The organism is Microcoleus sp. S13C4, assembly GCF_036700865.1.
Classification (GTDB): Bacteria; Cyanobacteriota; Cyanobacteriia; order Cyanobacteriales; family Microcoleaceae; genus Microcoleus.
Window position 1 is genome coordinate 1 of the sequence record NZ_JAUBPS010000002.1, and the last position, 13,690, is coordinate 13,690.

At 45.4% G+C, this 13,690-nt stretch carries 9 protein-coding genes; 5 read left to right on the top strand and 4 right to left on the bottom strand.

From position 1 onward, the window contains the following. Positions 1–604 precede the first annotated feature (604 nt). Positions 605–1,798: a glycosyltransferase family 2 protein gene (locus tag QT996_RS01380; RefSeq protein ID WP_333044103.1), complete on the top strand. Its 1,194-nt coding sequence runs from the start codon at positions 605–607 to the stop codon at positions 1,796–1,798. A 63-nt stretch (positions 1,799–1,861) separates the two neighbouring features. On the opposite strand, the gene QT996_RS01385 is transcribed toward QT996_RS01380, so the two are convergent. After that, positions 1,862–4,144, bottom strand: coding sequence for a hypothetical protein (locus QT996_RS01385; RefSeq protein WP_333044104.1), 2,283 nt, complete (start codon positions 4,142–4,144; stop codon positions 1,862–1,864). A gap of 167 nt (positions 4,145–4,311) precedes the next feature. Then, positions 4,312–6,036, bottom strand: coding sequence for a peptidoglycan DD-metalloendopeptidase family protein (locus QT996_RS01390; protein WP_333044105.1), 1,725 nt, complete (start codon positions 6,034–6,036; stop codon positions 4,312–4,314). 569 nt (positions 6,037–6,605) lie between these two features. Here QT996_RS01390 and pgeF point away from each other — a divergent pair. Further along, on the top strand, positions 6,606–7,484 hold the full coding sequence (gene pgeF, locus QT996_RS01395; protein WP_333044106.1) for a peptidoglycan editing factor PgeF: 879 nt from the start codon (positions 6,606–6,608) through the stop codon (positions 7,482–7,484). A gap of 244 nt (positions 7,485–7,728) precedes the next feature. Further along, positions 7,729–8,340 (top strand): CPP1-like family protein, encoded by a 612-nt coding sequence (locus QT996_RS01400; RefSeq protein WP_333044107.1) that lies wholly within the window; start codon positions 7,729–7,731, stop codon positions 8,338–8,340. Positions 8,341–8,538: 198 nt separating this feature from the next. Here QT996_RS01400 and QT996_RS01405 read toward each other — a convergent pair whose 3' ends face one another. Next, a complete protein-coding gene (locus QT996_RS01405) occupies positions 8,539–9,237 on the bottom strand; it encodes an HAD family hydrolase (protein WP_333044108.1) in 699 nt (232 codons plus the stop codon). Between the two features lie 496 nt (positions 9,238–9,733). Between QT996_RS01405 and QT996_RS01410 the strand changes: the two genes are divergently transcribed. Continuing rightward, positions 9,734–11,860 (top strand): diguanylate cyclase domain-containing protein, encoded by a 2,127-nt coding sequence (locus QT996_RS01410; protein WP_333044109.1) that lies wholly within the window; start codon positions 9,734–9,736, stop codon positions 11,858–11,860. Continuing rightward, on the top strand, positions 11,841–12,374 hold the full coding sequence (locus tag QT996_RS01415) for a GNAT family N-acetyltransferase (protein WP_333044110.1): 534 nt from the start codon (positions 11,841–11,843) through the stop codon (positions 12,372–12,374). Before QT996_RS01410 ends, QT996_RS01415 begins: the two co-directional genes overlap by 20 nt. Positions 12,375–12,394: 20 nt before the next feature. Here the strand turns inward: QT996_RS01415 and hppD are convergent, their stop codons facing one another. Beyond that, the gene (gene hppD, locus QT996_RS01420; RefSeq protein WP_333044111.1) at positions 12,395–13,456 is read right to left on the bottom strand and encodes a 4-hydroxyphenylpyruvate dioxygenase; all 1,062 of its coding nucleotides are present in this window, start codon (positions 13,454–13,456) and stop codon (positions 12,395–12,397) included. Between the last annotated feature and the right edge of the window lie 234 nt (positions 13,457–13,690).

Below are 13,690 nucleotides of genomic sequence, written 5' to 3' on the forward strand. Positions count from 1 at the left end.
CTGCCATTTTTTCAGAGTGGTTTGAGAGCTATGTCCTTGATTTTATCAGGATTTTGACTCTGTTGTCACCCCGTCAGGTATTGTACTCACATCTTTTCGAGGTATTGACAATAAAAATATTTTGTACGCTTCTAATTTTTAGACTCGATAATTTAAATTATTGACAATTAGTAAAACTAGAGAAATGAGACGAAATAAAATTATATAAAATTAAACTTTTAAAAAATTTAAACATTTAACAGGTTTATAAGCTTAGTTTACAGGTAAGTAAATTTGTGTACTATTAAACAATTATGGTTAAGAACAAATTGTTGTAACTTCGGAAGCTTTTCTGTGTTCTCAGGAATTTTACAAATTGACATTTTTTTATTTCTACGAATATGACTTTTTGTTTGAGTAAATCATCATTATCTTGATTTGCACAACTCATTTAAACGTGCTATCTCCCATTGACGTTTAACTAATAATGCGGTAGAATTATTTATTATTAGCAGCTCTTGGCTGTCTCTTTCACCAACTGTGTAAGTCCTGACTGCGAGGAGGGTAAGGTAGAGCCGCCAATCGAGAAAGCAACAAAAATTTTGAAAAACCTTCTTAAAAGCCAATGCAGCCTGATTCTCAAAAATCCCTCTCTTTGCCTCTCGTCTCAGTCATTATCCCTGCATATAACGCTGAGCCCTTTATTGAAGAAACTCTGAAATCTGTTCTCGCTCAAACTTATTCCGCAATTGAAGTTTTAGTAGTCGATGACGGTTCCCAGGATCGAACCCCTGAAATTGTCGAAAAAATCAGCCAAAAGGATTCTCGCGTCCTGCTTGTGAAACAGCAAAATGCTGGAGTCGCTGCTGCTCGAAACTTCGGAATTCAGAAGTCGAGAGGAGAATATATTGCCCCCATTGATGCCGATGATATTTGGTATCCTGAAAACATAGAAAAACAAGTTAAATGTATGTTGGAGGGAGGGGAAGAAGTAGGGGTCGTCTATTCGTGGACAGTGGACTTGGATGAAAAAGGATTGCTAACAGGAGGATTCCGGTCTTATAGAATTGAAGGTGACGTGTACGCGACCCTCATCTGTCACAACTTTATAGGAAACGCGAGTGCTTCTCTGATCCGTCGCAGTTGTTTGGAAAATGTGGGGGTTTATGACAAGACATTGAAGGAAAGGAATGCTCAAGGCTGTGAAGACTGGGACTTGTACCTGCGGATAGCAGAGATTTATCAATTTCGAGCGGTGCCGGAATTTTCAATTGCCTATCGCAGGATGTATAACACTATGTCTACCAACTATACGGCAATGGCGAATTCTCAATCTTTGATGCTGCAAGCTGCCAAGCAACGGCATCCCGAAATTCCCGATTTCCTGCACCGATTATCTACCAGTAATTTTTTGCTGTACTTAGCGCACCAAAGCAGCCGCAACGGCCGCGATCGCACTGCACTATTTTGGTTATTCCAAGCTTTAAAAACTGAGTGCATCTCACCCTTATTCCGTTCTGGCTTTTACACACTATTGGGAAGGAGCATTTTCAACCTGTTATCCCAGCAGTTTTGGAAACATCAGGATGCTCTAGATGCACCTGTGAGAGGAGAAAATACGCCATCCTCTGATAACCAACTGATCAGCCGGGAGGTGTTGGTAGAGATCCGGCGTAAAAAGATCGAATTAATGGTAACGATAGGGAACATTTTTCACCGCTCAATTTCCCTCCTTGTCAAGCGAAATCAAACAAATATTGACACGCTTCCTCAAGTGAACATTAGCGCCACGCCACCGACAAAGGCAGAGTTGTCTTAATGAAAAAAGAAATTAAGGCTATTAAAACGTAACTACTCACCGCCACTGCGCTGCTGTGAGTAGTTACCAATTTTTCAAGCGATACAACACCGACTCAGTATTAATATTTTTTCCGAAAACTGGTTGCAGCGGGCCCTCGGTACTTGTCAGCCAAGATAGAGCTTTCCTAGTAGCTGCGTCTGTCGCAGTCAGGGGCCCGAATCCCACAGTCCTAATTTTATTTTGTCGCAGGTTGTCAATCCATGCCGAAAGTCGATCGGCTCTAAAAGGCACGTATAAAACTTGTCTGTCCAAATTTCTCCCGTAAAACAGGTAGCTGCGGGAACTCAAAAAGAAGCCTATTCTTTCATCTGGTACTGTATTTTTGTCAATATATTCGTAAATACCGCTATATAGTTCTGTACGTGCAACATCTCGCTTTTCCCTCCAATGACCAATTAATATCAATCCTATACAGACACCAACTATAAGTATGTAAATCGATTTTTTTCGGGTGGCAAATAGGTGATTGATCTCTCCTAATCCCGGATTGATTTTCAACAGTATCGAAGCCAGCGTCAGTGACAAAAGATAAAATATCGGATAGGGTAATATATATTGCCAACTCGGAGCTAATATTTTTCCAATACTCTTAATAGCTTCTACTGGATTAGACTTAAAATTGTCTATCAACAAACTCCCCCAAACAATACTATCTCCCGTGAAAGAAGCATTTTTAATATAATCAAAAATTGTGTTGCTAATAATTCCGAAAAAACCACTAACCAAAACCACGGCCAGAACAACTTGATTTTGAGTTTTCAAGAGACTTGCTGTAGCTGCTGCTGCGATGGCGAGTACGCTTAAAAAGGGAAATCCGTATCTGAGGTTAAAACCGAGTATAGGGCTGAGTTGACCGATCGACTCTCCCGCAGTACCCGACGTGTAAGGTGTAATTAAATACAAAATTCCGGTGCTGGCGAGAACTACAATTAAAATGATATTATTTTGATCGATTATTCGGGTTTTTCCTCTGATAAAAGCCATAGGTGCTGCCAATACCTGAAGTGCGATCGCCAGAAATGGCAGTTGCAATCTAATGATAATTTGTAAGCCGACAGTTTGCCAGTGGGAAATATTGCTGGGATTAAATTGAGCTGCTAAAGTGCTTTGCCAAATTTTTAAAAGTGGCGAAGCGGGTGGCTGCTGTACCGGAGGTGTTTGCCCAGGTATGGGAGACGGTAAGGGAACAGGCTCTAAGGGAATTTTAATATCGCCGACTTCGCCGACAGGATAATTGATTTGCAGCAAGTTTCTCGCATACCAAAAACCTCCTAAAAGCAAGCAACAAGCTATGCCGCACAGTAACACTGGTTTGATAAAGTGGCGAATTCTAAATTTAGCGGGTGTAGATTTTTTATTAACCGCGAATCTTTTAAGTTCTAATATTGCTAATCCTCCTAAAAGTGAGGCAGCATAGACTATTCCCGTAATTTTTATTCCGGCTAGCATTCCTGTGGCTGCCAAAAATAGGGAGAGTTCCGATTGCGATCGGCTGCTATGATATGATAAACCTACATACAAACCGACTGTAAATATTGCAGCTAGCGGTAAGTCGGGGTGAATGGTGTTAACTTGGTTGAGCACCATCGGTACTGTCAATACTAAAGATGCTGCTGCCATACCGTGAATTCGGGTTGCTCCGAATTTTACGCTTAATAGATAGACTGCAATTCCCTCAAGTACCCACGCAATTAGCAGGGGGAAAGCTGCTAGAAAATCTTCTCCAAAGGGAAGCACACACAAAGCAGATAAAACGTGCCAATTGTAGGGATAGACTTTGGCTTGTTCTTGTTCAAAAATCCAATTTCCCGCAGCATCTAATAATGTAAATGAATGGGTTTGATACCATCGGGCGATCGCAGGTAGGTGAAACCACAATGAATCATAATTGGTTGTGGGTTTGGTTGCGAGAGTTTCCAACAGCACAAATCCTGCAACAGCGGTGGCAACAATAATTAGATATTCTGATTTGCTCAGAGGTTGCTTGAGTTGGGGAATCTGCCACTGCGAAAAGGTAAAATTTCTGTGGTTTTTGGTATAAATCAGGATTACGCCGATCGCACAAATCAGCATTTCTGCTATAATCACCGCAGCAATATTTAGGCGATCGGCGCTTCCTAAAATCAAGCCGATACAAACTTGTGCAATGCTCCATCCCGTCAGGAGTACGAGGAGAAAATGGGGAAATGAATAGTTCTTGTTTTCGTTCTGATTCTCGAAGGCAAGAGACAAGCTTAGGGGAACCGGGCCGACTACAATAATCAGAAATAAAATTAATTCCCACAAATGCTGCGCTATTAGCATAAGCTGCAAGTTACCCTTTTTTATAAGTTTTTCCTCGTTACCCGAAACAGCCTGGTAACGAGGAAAAGCAACGAGTTCGCGTGCTGGTTGTACAAAACATTAATTTTCTTGTGGGGTGCGCTTTTCGAGCGTTCCACAAGAAAATTCATCTAGGCAATCCCCAACTTTTACCTGTTAGCTTGCTTCTGAATTTTTGGTTTGACGGCTTCGGCATCTTTGGGCTTAGAAGTATCAGCTTTTAACAGTTCCGGGAATGGCGGCTGGAGGTTGTGAACTTCGATGTCCATTCCCAGCGGCAGAGGTGGAAGCTGAGGCAGATCGTTTTCCAAATCCTTGAGTCCGCTAGCGGTTTGTATTTCGACCATTTTTGGCATTTGCGGTACTTTGGCGGTTTCCAAAGTGCCGATCATTTTTGCCAGAGCGAATTCTAGCTGAGAGCCCGGGTCGATCGCCACCCAACCCTGGTCAGTCATTTGCCGGATCTCGAAGTGGAGGTGAGGCCCTGTAGACATTCCTGTACTACCGACGCGGCCGATCGTCTCTCCCTGTTTGACCCACTCTCCCGGTTTCACAAACAGTTCCGAAAGGTGGCCGTAGAGAGTTTCTTGAGACTTTTTGTTGTGGTCGAGAACCACAGTCAAACCGTAGCCGCCCAACCAATCGGCGATCGCCACTTGACCCGCATAGGCTGCTAGTACGGGCGTTCCCATCGGGGCCCCTAAGTCCGTTCCGGTGTGAAACCTGCCGTAGCCCATAACCGGATGAGTTCGCCACCCAAACGGCGAAGTAATTGCCGAAGCAATAGATAGCGGAAACAGCAAGCTGGTGTTGCCATTTCCGGGCAGGCCTGCGGGACGCGGCGTGAGATTGTAGTAAGCAAAACCGGTATTGCTGTCACTGCTGACACTAACCGCACCGACTTGAACCGGCCCGAGTCCCATACTGGGCGCTGGAGGGCCGCCACCGTAAGATGCAGATCCGGCATAATACCCAGCGTCTGCGGAGTAGCCGACGTTAGCCGAGTATCCACTGTCTGCCGAGTAGCGCGGGGGTACGTAACCAGATTCCGGTGGGTTTGAACCCCCCCAAACCTTGCTGCCTATTTGTTGAACGGCTTGACCGATTTTACTGACAGGATTCCCGCTACTATTTCCGGCTACAGTTTCCCGAACATTGTCTGGAATGCTTTCTGGCAGATTTCGACGAGGAGGGGCTGCAATATAGCCGTCGTCTGCCCTCGGAGTTTCCTGTCTGTAGTTTGGTTCTCCGGCATCTGCCGTCACTGGCTCGGAAACACGAGGAGGCGCGCACACACCGCCTTCTCCTTGGCAGCCGGTCGATCTTTCTGCAAACTCTATTCTGGTTGGCGCTTCGTAGTCGCTGGTAGCGCCAACACTGTAGTCTGTTTTGTCGATTTCAGCGTGGGCTGGGTTAACTGGCGCTTCAAAAGGCGGCTCCTGGGCCGTCGCTTCGGGCAGGGGAATCAGCGCGGGTTCCGGCAGATAATATTGGGTGGGAGGTTGTTCGGTGGCGTACTCCGGCTCCCTGGCCGGTGCGGCATAGGCAGGCTCGGGCGGCGGCACTTCTGCCTGCGGTGCAGGGTCTGTTTGTGGCGACCCTTGGCTGTATGAGGGTTCCGGGGGCGGGAGAGGAGCTTCAAATAAGGGCTGGAGGTCTGCTGCGCCGGGGACGGCTTGTTCTGCTGGCGGAGTTTCGGCTTGAGCCCAAACTACGCCTTTGCTGAGCAGTCCCAGACTGGCAAGGCAACCCAGTCCCACCAGCAGTGAGCGATCGGACAAAAGGCGCGATCGAGTCCGGGCGCCTGTAGGGTTCTTTTTTTGCTGTTTGGTGTTCAAATGGGCTGTTATTTGCTTGTCTGGAACTGGTTTCACGATTTTTTTTCCCAACTCAACAGGGGGCACAAGGATCTCGAAGTCAGGATCGAATGTATGGCAATCCTTGTCTTTATATACAGGCCTAACTGATTTTACCGGGCTTGAGGCAATTTTTTTTGCACATAGAACAAGCTCGAAGGCCTTACACATGCAGTCGCGATCGATATCCGGTTTTTTTGATCCCGATGGCAGTTGCCTAGAAGTCTGTGACGGCCACACTGATGATAGCGCTTTGGCGTTCCTCTATGTTAATTAGTTGCCTATATTTCTCAAATTCTGCAATATTTCGGCGCAGTCGGTCGTCCTGAAATATTGCACCATTCTCAATAATCTTTTCAGGGCGGGCTATCCTGCCCAACCCCTACTCCCCACAAGAAAATCTACTCTTTGTGGAACAGGTCGTCGGGCCTGTTAAGCGAGAATGGTGCAAGATGTGAGTTGTTCTAAAACCGCCAACTCATCGCGATTTTTTCCTGCAACCTGGCCCTGTCTTTAAACTTCGCGGACAAAATTTTTGATTGTTTAGAATACAAGCTAAATGATTCGCTTGGGTAAGGATAGGTTTCATGACTGTAGCTGGCGATCGCTTGACAAATTTTCCTGACTCTGAATGCGCCGGACAACCTGACGGTATCAGTTGGGACTGGCAGAGCTGGCAAGGCTTGCCTTATCTGACTTGTAGCTTGCTTTCTCGATGGTCTCACGGCTTTTTTACTCGCGATTTCTCGCCCCAGGGGCCGATCGATCTGACGGCAGTTCTCGAACCTGGAGCTAAGGTTTACCGACTCCAACAGGTACACGGCAATGGGGTACTCAAAACGAGTGAGTTGTCCCCGGTTGTGGCTCTGGGCCCGGAAACTGCTGCCCCAAGCTATGCTGAGGCTGATGGCTTGGTTGCCGAGCGAGAATTGGAGGCGCTGTGGGTTTGCTCGGCTGACTGTGTGCCGGTGCTGATTGCTGACGATCGCACGGGACTGGTTGCCGCAGTTCACGCGGGTTGGCGCGGGACTGCTGCTAAGATATTACCAGAGGCGATCGCTCAACTTGTGGCACAAGGCAGTCAACTAGAAAATCTGAAGATTGCTATGGGGCCGGCGATCGCTGGAAAGGTTTACCAGGTATCTGTGGAAGTAGCAGCGCAACTGGGAGCCACTATAGCTCCTAAGAGTGCCGTTAGTGCGACAGCCGACGGCATCTGCGAGTTTTTGCACCAACTGCCGGAAACGCCTGTCTTGGCCGATCCAGAACCGGGAAAAGTACGCTTGGATGTTCGCCTCTGCAATGCTCTGCAATTGCAGCAGTTGGGAATAGATTTTTCTCAAGTGGCGATCGCTCCTTTCTGTACTTATTCTGACTCGGCTCGCTTTTTTTCGTACCGCCGCGATCGACTTAAAAAAGTCCAGTGGTCGGGAATTGTGAGTGCCTGCGGGACAAGTTCCTTCTGAGGGCATTTGGCAGAAGGTAAAATTTTAGACGGCAAAGGTAAAAATAAAAATCTTTGGATTCATTATTTTTTATTTACGAATGCCAAATGCCTTCTAGTTTCTATTTTCGTAAGGTTTGCTGGTTCCTGTTTTAAAGCACCAAAAACTAGCAGCAAAACTTTTGGGAAAGCGGCGATCGCCCCCGCCCCGCTTTCCTCTCTTGTTAAGATTACTCTATAACGAGAGTCTTCAGCGGGTTATTACAATGAGTGAGCCAACTCCCTATCAACTGCTTGAAGTCGATGAAGATGCTTCCTTTGATGAAGTGCAAGAGGCCCGCACGCGCCTAGGTGAGCAGTACAGCGGTGACAAGAAACGTTTGGAATTGATCGAAGCAGCTTACGACGCGATCCTTATGGATCGCCTGCGGCAGCGACAGGAAGGCAAAATAAAAGTACCAGAACGCATCCGCTTTCCCGAACGGCTGACTCCCGCACCCCCAAGCTTTACTCCGTCTCCTCCTAGTGGCAGCCCAGCTTGGTTGCAGCGGCTAATCGATACTCCTACTCGATCGGACATTTTGTGGCCGGCTGGGGTGTATGTGGGGTTAGGTGGACTGAGTATTTATCCGGCGGCTAATGATGGTTTACTACAGTTGACTCTGGCTCTTGGGGTCGGGTCTTGTCTTTATTTTGTTAATCGCAAGGAACAAAAATTTGGTCGGGCTGTGCTGCTTACTGTGGCTGGCTTGGTTATAGGCTTGTTGCTGGGAGGCTTTTTGGGTTCTTTGGTCAGTCCGGCATTTATAACAACAGAGAAATTTATCGCTTTGTTTACGTTTTTAATTCTCTGGCTGGTAAGCGGTTTTCTGCGATAGTCAGTTGACTGTTGACAGTTGACTGTTGTCAGTTGTCAACAGTCATCAATCATTAGTCAACCATCAACAGTCATTAGTTATTGGTAATTGTTAAATGGTAATTAGTAATTGGTAATTGGTAACAATCAACTAACTACTAACACCTAAAACTTACGAACCAACCAATAACAATAATTAACCACTGCCAACTGTCAACTGTCAACAGTCAACTGACAACTGACTATCTAAAATAATCTCAACTGCTTCGCTCAAATTGTTGGCAATTAAATCCGGTTGCTGCATTTCTAGTTGGGTGCGATCGCGAATTCCGCACAACACACCAATTACCTTGACACCGTGGGTTTTTGCGGCAACAATGTCCGCCTCCGTATCCCCAACCATCCAAAGGTCAGAAGCCGGCGGCAGTTCGGCGAGAGCTCTCGCCATCAGCAGCGGCTTATCTTTGACATCCCCGGTTTTAACGTAATCGTTGGGGAGGCAATAGCGGCGGTTTTCTGGGAAAAATTGCCCTAAATTACAGCGGTTGAAGGCTTCATCTAGTTCCCTAACGCGACGCATGGTCATCACCGCTAAGTCTACTCCAGCGCGCTGCACCTTTTCGAGAGTTTCCACAGCGGTGGGAACTGGTTGATCGTAAATCATGTAGGGTAGGGTGTGGACGGTTTGACGGCGTTTCTGGGCAAAATCGCGGGCTTGGGCAGCGTCTAATCCTGAGAGGATGGCGATTTCGGTTTCGGGAACCCGCGCACGCTTCAGGTCCCAAAACTCGGCTTTCGGGAGTTCGCGCACTGGTTGGCCCGAACGCTTAGTCTCGGCGAGACACTCCTGGTAAACTCGGTAGTAGCGATCGGACACGTCCATGATCGGGCCGTCAAAGTCGGTAATAAGTCTCAGCATTTAGCAGAGTGTTTTTAAGTTTTTATACAAATTCTTCGATACTATATCATTTAAAGGTAACACTTTCTTTACAAAAATTGACACAAATACCTAGGGGAGGTAAGGTCTATAGGAATGGTGCTAATTAAAGGAAACTTTTGAATTAAACTGTGCTGTTCCTTAACTTTAGCGGTTGTAACCCATATCGGGGAATTTAAAATTAAAATGTGTCGCACAAATAGTGTAAACCGCTACATATTCTTCATAAATCTCAACCTCAATCGAGGCTGATTTTGACTGCGCTTTCTCCAAAAAAGTTGATCCTATTAATATTTGGTCCCATTTTTAAAATAAGCAAAAAACTGCTTGGAGAATCCAAAGTGTACTGTTTGCATAAATTAGCCAGCGGTACCAGGTGAAGACATATGCCAGTATAAAAATTCCCATGATAAATCGCAGCCAAACAACAACTAACTTTACCGGCTAACCTTTGAGAGAGATGCTCTACAATAACGAGATGCTTCCCACATTAACTGTAGAGAGCAGCCCAAGAAGTATTAATATTCTTCTTTATAAGCTGTTATCCTTACGCAGGATTGAATACCTCACAGTCGATCGCGAACTTAAGATTAAAGAAATATCTTTGAAAGTGCAAGATTTTGCCTTTCATGAGGAAGTAGGCGCAGGAAAAGACGTGCGCGATAGTTTTCCCGAACTGATTGGGATTGAAGGACTCCTTGAAGATATTATTGAAGAACGACAGCAAGATTGTCAGTTAAAATCAATTAGCCGAGTTCTCAAAGACGGATCTTATTTGTATCTAAACTTGTACATTTTTGGTTATAAGGGGCAAGCCAATGCTGACAGATTGATTATTTTATGCGAAGATGTGACAGATAGCATTGGCTCTCAGCCAACCATCGTTCTGACTGCCAAGAAAACAAGTATTAAAGGCGATAACTTAGCTGCGGCTGGCGATTATATTGACAAAATTATTAATTCCCTAGGGGATGTTTTGTTCGTAACAGGAACATCGGGCCAAATCAAAAAAGTGAATCAAGCTGCACAGCAATTATTTGGATATACCGAATCGGAATTAATCGGCCAATCCATATCAATGATTACGGCTGAGGAGGAATTGTTACGCAAAGTCAGCCAGCTACCTCCTGCACTTAAAAGCGAATATTGGCCTCAAGTAAAAGTAGCTTGCCAAACGAAAATAGGTTTAAAGGTGATTGTTGCGTTTTCATGCTCTAATTTTGAGACAAGCACAGGAAGCAAGGATGCAGATAGGGAAGTTATACAAGATTTTGTTTATATCGGCAAAGACATTACCAAGCAACAACGCATAAAAAAGTGTCAAGAAGCACAGTATGCTGTGACTCATATCCTGTCAGAATCAACTTCTCTAGATAGCGCAACTCCGAAAATTTTGCAAGCTATTTGCCAAAGTTTTGGGTGGGATTTTGGCGAGCTTTGGACGCCTGCAGAGGGGGAGAAAGAAACTCGATTGGGTGAGGAAATAAAATCTGAAAAAGATCCGCTTTGGTGCCTGCCGCTTTGCTGTCCGATCGAGGAAAATCCTTGTTGGCGGCGGGTGGCAGTTTGGCAGGCAGCGGATGAAGTTAGGGAGTTTGCCGAAAACGATCAGCAGATTATTTTGGCTGCGGGTGAGGGTTTGCCGGGAGCGGTTTCCAGAAGCGGTTCTACGCAGTGGATTACTGATCTTGTGGGCGATCGCAATTTCGTGCGATCGCGCTTGGCCGAGGAAGCGGGACTGCGATCGGGATTCGGTTTCCCCATTCACGCTAGGAACCAAGTTGTAGGAGTAATGACTTTTTTTTGCCGGGAAGAACTGCCACCGGATCAAGATTTACTTCAGATCATAGCTGTGGTAAGTTCTCAATTAGGGGAATTTGTTAAGCGCAAATATGCAGAGAAAGAACTGCAAGAAGCTGAAGCTTCAATCCGATTTTTGTACGAACAAGAAAAACGCCAAAGTGAAGAATTAGCTCGGCAAAATTTAGCTTTAGAACAAGCCAAATTAGAATTACAAGCAGCTAACATGGAATTGCAGCGCCTCGCTTCGGTGGATGGATTGACTCAAATTCCCAACCGCCGCTGTTTTGACAAAAAATTGGAGTTAGAATGGCAGTTGATGGAGCGAGAAAAAGAGTCGCTGTCTTTAATTTTGTGCGATATCGATTTTTTCAAACTTTACAACGATCATTACGGGCATCAAGGAGGCGACGAATGTTTAAAACAAGTAGCCGAAATTTTAGCTAGCAACGCTCAGCGGGCAGGAGATTTAGCCGCACGCTACGGTGGCGAAGAATTTGCGGTAATTTTGTCGCGAACTGATGTACAAGGAGCAAAGCAGATAGCTGAAGCAATTCGCAGGGATTTGAAGACAGCGGCAATTTTTCATGCTGCTTCCAAGGTAAGTAAGTTTATAACTCTTAGTATGGGTATCGCTACTACGGTACCTGCTGCTGGTTTATCGATTGAGGAGTTAATTGGACAGGCTGATCGAGCGCTGTACCGAGCTAAACTAGAAGGGCGCGATCGTATAGTTGGCCTAGACTTGAAAATAGAATTTCAGGACGGGAAAGGAGTATTTTCTGATGATTGTGAGAGAAGCTAAAATCGCTGACGCACCTGCAATCGCACGGGTTAATGTAGATACTTGGCGGACAGCTTACCGAAACATTGTACCGACAGATTACCTCGCGCAACTGTCCTATGAAAAGCGAGAAAGCAATTGGCAAGAAATCCTCGTAAACGCAGAAAAAAGTAAAAATTTTGTGTGCGTTGCTGAGAATGACTCGGGTGAACTTGTGGGTTTTGCTGCGGCTGGTTGCGAGCGCACCGGCAAATATGTTTATCAAGGAGAATTATTTGCCATCTATATTTTGGAGGAATATCAGCGTCAAGGAACCGGACGGCAACTCGTGAGAACAGTTGCCACAAAATTGGCAGAATTAAGTTTGAACTCGATGCTGGTTTGGGTACTAGGAGACAATTCAGCCTATAAATTTTATGAATTATTAGGAGGTGAAAAAGTAGACGAACAGCAAACAAGTAGAGCCGGAGTTGCACTCAAAGAAATTGCCTACGGGTGGAAAGATATCGCAGTGCTGATTAACACGGCTGTATGACTTAAAAACTGGAAGTTTTGTCAATCATCGATCAAACTTCCCCTCTTCATTTGTTCCCGTTCTATCGCCTCAAACAAAGCTCGAAAATTCCCCGCCCCAAAACCTCCAGCTTGCACCTGTTTGCCGTTAACTAAACTAACTCGGCGCTCAATAATCTCGAAAAAGAAAGTCGGTTCTGCAAAAATTGGCTGGGTAAAGATTTGTAGCAGCATCGCTGCGGGAGTATCTTCTTGCCAATCTGCCAAAACTTGACAAGCTGCAATTGCTTGCCAATCTGCGGGCAAATAGTTTTGCCGTTCCTGCAATTCGGAGTAGTATGTTGAAGGAACCGGTAGAAAAGGCAAACCGCACGATCGCAAATCGGCAACAACCCCCACGATATTATTAGTTTGCAAAGCCATGTGCTGAATTCCCGGCCCTCGATTGGCACTCAAAAACTCTTGAATTTGAGAATTAGCTGATGCCGGTTCATTAATCGGGAATTGCACCCCACCTTCAGCGTGCACCATAACTTGACTCCGCAAAGCCGATTTCTGAGTCTGAATGTCAAAATTTTGCTGCGGTTGAAAACCTAATATTTTTTGATACCAACTAACAGCACTCGACAAGTCCCCAGATTCAACATTTAACACTACGTGGTCAATCCGGGTAAACAACGGCAGCTTATCCGAAGCCGATAGCAGTGAATGGCTGCCAATTCGCTCCACGAGAGTATGGCTTAAATCTCCCCAGCCCGCGATTTTTGCCCGCTTAAAATAGCCTCCTGCGTTTAGGTCTTCTTGAATCGGTTCCAGGATTTTAGCGCCTTCAGCAGCCGCTCTAGCTACCGCTAATTCAATATTTTTTATCCGAAAACCCACATCGGCAATCCCTGGAGGATGAAACTTCAACCAACTAGCAACCGGACTAGCGGGTGTCAGGGGCGAAGATAAAACAAAACATACATTGCCACTGCTGACCACTTCAATGTGAGTGTGGCTGTTGGCATAACCTGCTATTGATTGAAAGCCTAAGTGGCTGACAAACCAGTCGCGGGATACTTTAGCGTTTTCAACGTAAAATTGGATGCGATCGAACTCCATAATCAATAATTGAAAATGGAAACTAAAAAATGGAAGATAGTCTTATTTTCACTGCGAAACAGCAAGGGAGGGATTGAGTAATGGATATTTTTCATGTTTTTTATTGTGCTTTGACTTAATAATAACCTAAAGATTGAATATCCTAGATCCCTCTGAAGGCAGAAATAAGTTGGCACTTAAAAGAAACCCGGTCTCTGCGATAACTTAGATTTCACCGCTAGGCCTTCGCCAATA